Source organism: Pseudomonas sp. P5_A12, from assembly GCF_056400685.1.
In genome coordinates, this window is record NZ_JBFUKU010000491.1 from 1 (window position 1) to 2,357 (window position 2,357).

At 52.9% G+C, this 2,357-nt stretch carries 1 protein-coding gene and 1 pseudogene; both read right to left on the bottom strand.

From position 1 onward, the window contains the following. Positions 1-331: 331 nt before the first annotated feature. Complete coding sequence (locus AC1DSG_RS30300) at positions 332-1,153, bottom strand: hypothetical protein (RefSeq protein WP_477794159.1); 822 nt, start codon at positions 1,151-1,153, stop codon at positions 332-334. A gap of 782 nt (positions 1,154-1,935) precedes the next feature. After that, positions 1,936-2,357: pseudogene (locus AC1DSG_RS30305) on the bottom strand (hypothetical protein); the annotation flags it as partial.

The following is a 2,357-nucleotide window of genomic DNA, read 5'->3' on the forward strand; positions in this document are numbered from 1 at the left end:
TCCCTGCTCCGGTCTGCAACACTTCAACTTCAGGACATGGCATAAAGGCCTATACGACGATCAGCCGGAAAGTCTTAAGTAAACGGTAGAGTCGTTGGCTTGGTTTGGATGGGTACCTATCACCGAGGGATCGACGATGCGAGAAATGTGGCTTSCATCGTGAAGGAAATGCTTAGCTAATTGATGAGCCGGGCCCATCGGCCCGAAGGATCGACCTCCCCCGATGACGCCACTTCAAACCGTAGCTCAGCTATGGGCATGCAATGAATCGAGCGCAGATGGATTTGAACACAACCTCACCATTCACCATTCTCCGCACACGCTCCTCACGTCAAAACGAGTCCACAGTCTCATAGCCCAAAGCGGTCACCTCGAACACCTCACCTTTTGCTCCACGCCCGATTAGAAGCTGTGAGCGGACGAGCTGATTCAATGCATCCTCCCAGATTGCAATCTCTCGGCGCTCACTCGACTCAATCAGGTTCTTACCATTTGTTTGAATGTCCGTACCACCCATGTGGCGCACGACCAATACAGTCCCTTGTGCATCTTTCGCAGCCTCATTGAGAAGAGTCTTTGCTTCGCTAGATAGCTGAGGAATGGAAGGCGTTGTCGGAATGCTTTCAGAGGCGACTAGCCCCTGGCCCGTCAGGTCATTCAGGTGCATTGCCAAATGTCGGCTGAAATCATCTGAGAATTGGGCCGCAGTGTCGAACGTGTGGTACTGCCCCCGAGTCCTGCAGGCGTCTTTAAACTTTACGAGCCTGTCGTACTCGTCCCGATTAACCGAACTCAGCGCCACTGGCTCGTCAGAAAAGTAGAGAAGTGTAGGTTTACCGGCTTGTATATGCCTCTCTATCTCTTCGACCGTCCCACTGTCATATTCAACCGTTGGTGTACCTAACTTCGTCCAGAAAACCCCCACCAGCAAATCTGCTTCGATGAGAAGCTTTTCATTGATCAACTCTTGCGCTGGCTTCCCCATGTTAGGTGCGGAGCTTGACTCCCATCCAACTGGCAAAAGAACAGCTTTTCGATGCTTCGCATGAATTTCATTCCAGGCATGCACAATCTGTCTAATCTGAGCCCGAGCCCAGGTTACATCACTAGGCGATGCGATAAAAACGTTGTATAGCGTCACTGCCAGAGCCATATCCATTCCTCGTCGACGCCCGAAAGCCAAAGGCTTAGCCGGGCCTAATTGGCTTTAGAAGCGACCTTATCATTGATGTCAGATCAYGCCACAGCTTAGTTGTGGGCAAGCGATGGCTCGGAGGCAGAACAACTTGAACACAACCTCCCCTCTCACCGCCCTCGAGGTCAGCCAAGTGCTGACGGACATGCTTTGAGGTGATCAGGCCACTACGACTATTAGATCTATCAAGACTTCCTGATGTACCGGGGATCTTCTCCGAGGAGCCATATAGGCGACGTCTTCTCCTTTCTTTCCTTCACTAATTCACGAACGAGATCATGCAACCCGTAGCTCGGGATGACCGAGTGCACACCGAATACGTTCCGTCTCAAGTGGTGACTGAGTTCCTCCGCGATTACCCGCTCGAATCCGGTCGACTCGATGGGATAATGTATGGGAGCGTAGCGGCGCCAAAGCAAGGTAAACGCAATGTCGTCTTGTTCCTGGATAATTTAGAGCCTGAGCGGAGCACCTACTCACCACGAGTAGAAATTCCGCTCAGATTCCTACGAACACAGACTGTGCGACTTCGATCGGTGTGACAAATTGTAAGTGGCCAGCGCTGACTTTAGTCCTATGGAGTACCTTGACCAGCCGGGGGTCACCCCGCAGAAGATCCCCGCCCTTGAGCTACATTGGCGTGAGACGTCTAAGATCATGGACGACTGGGCAGACGGTGATCCATTTGCCTCGCCGGCCTGAGTACCCAGCACACGAGGCGGTGCGCTGGGCTGATGAGGTCAGAACGGTATCGAATCTAGGTCTTGGTCATCGCCAAGCGCTTCGGATGGTTCAGGTATGCGAGGTGTGCCAAGTTCGCTAACGGTGTTCGGGGCGTTAGGAGTGTCAGGGGGAAGAAGCCCTGGCTGAATCGCTTGACGTTGAGCTGGCTTTGGTAGGTCTGCTTTCAGAGGTGCCGCATCAGGTAATGAATCGACCTTGATCGGCTCCTCGGCTATCGGAATGTGGGCTGCGGCCAAGAGCGTTTCTCCTCCCGCCACCTCTGTTTGAGACCCGGCGTCAGAATCGCCATCAGCGTCGCTACCTTCTTCAGCCTCGACATCGTCAGCCGTGAGATCCTTGTAGTCCTCACCCATCATCATCTCGTAATGCGCCAAGTGATTGGCCGCTTTGAAAATCTTGAAGAAGATTTTCATGTAGC